The following is a 263-nucleotide window of genomic DNA, read 5'->3' on the forward strand; positions in this document are numbered from 1 at the left end:
GCATGCAATCCAGGACGCAGAGCTGCGAGAAGATCGCTCAGGCTTTGGGTGTAGTGCTGGATACTGTCAAAGCGAAACATCACGCGTGTCAGCAACATCGATCGAAGTCGTTCCGCTGCTGTTGCATCTGAACGGGAAATCTGCCTGAGTTGCTCCTTGGTCCGTTCGACAATGCGGTCGATGTGCGAGAGCACTATCTCCTCTTTGCTGGTGAAGTGGAGATAGATCGTCCCCTTGCCGATGCCGACTTCGATGGCGATGTC

Annotated in this window: 1 protein-coding gene; it reads right to left on the reverse strand. The window is 54.4% G+C overall.

Features of this window, described 5'->3' with window-relative positions:
- Nucleotides 1–263, reverse strand: a 263-nt coding sequence (locus KVT28_RS25385) for a TetR/AcrR family transcriptional regulator (RefSeq protein WP_217550965.1), incomplete at both ends; no start/stop codon positions are given.

This window comes from Pantoea sp. GbtcB22, assembly GCF_019091025.1.
GTDB lineage: Bacteria > Pseudomonadota > Gammaproteobacteria > Enterobacterales > Enterobacteriaceae > Pantoea > Pantoea leporis.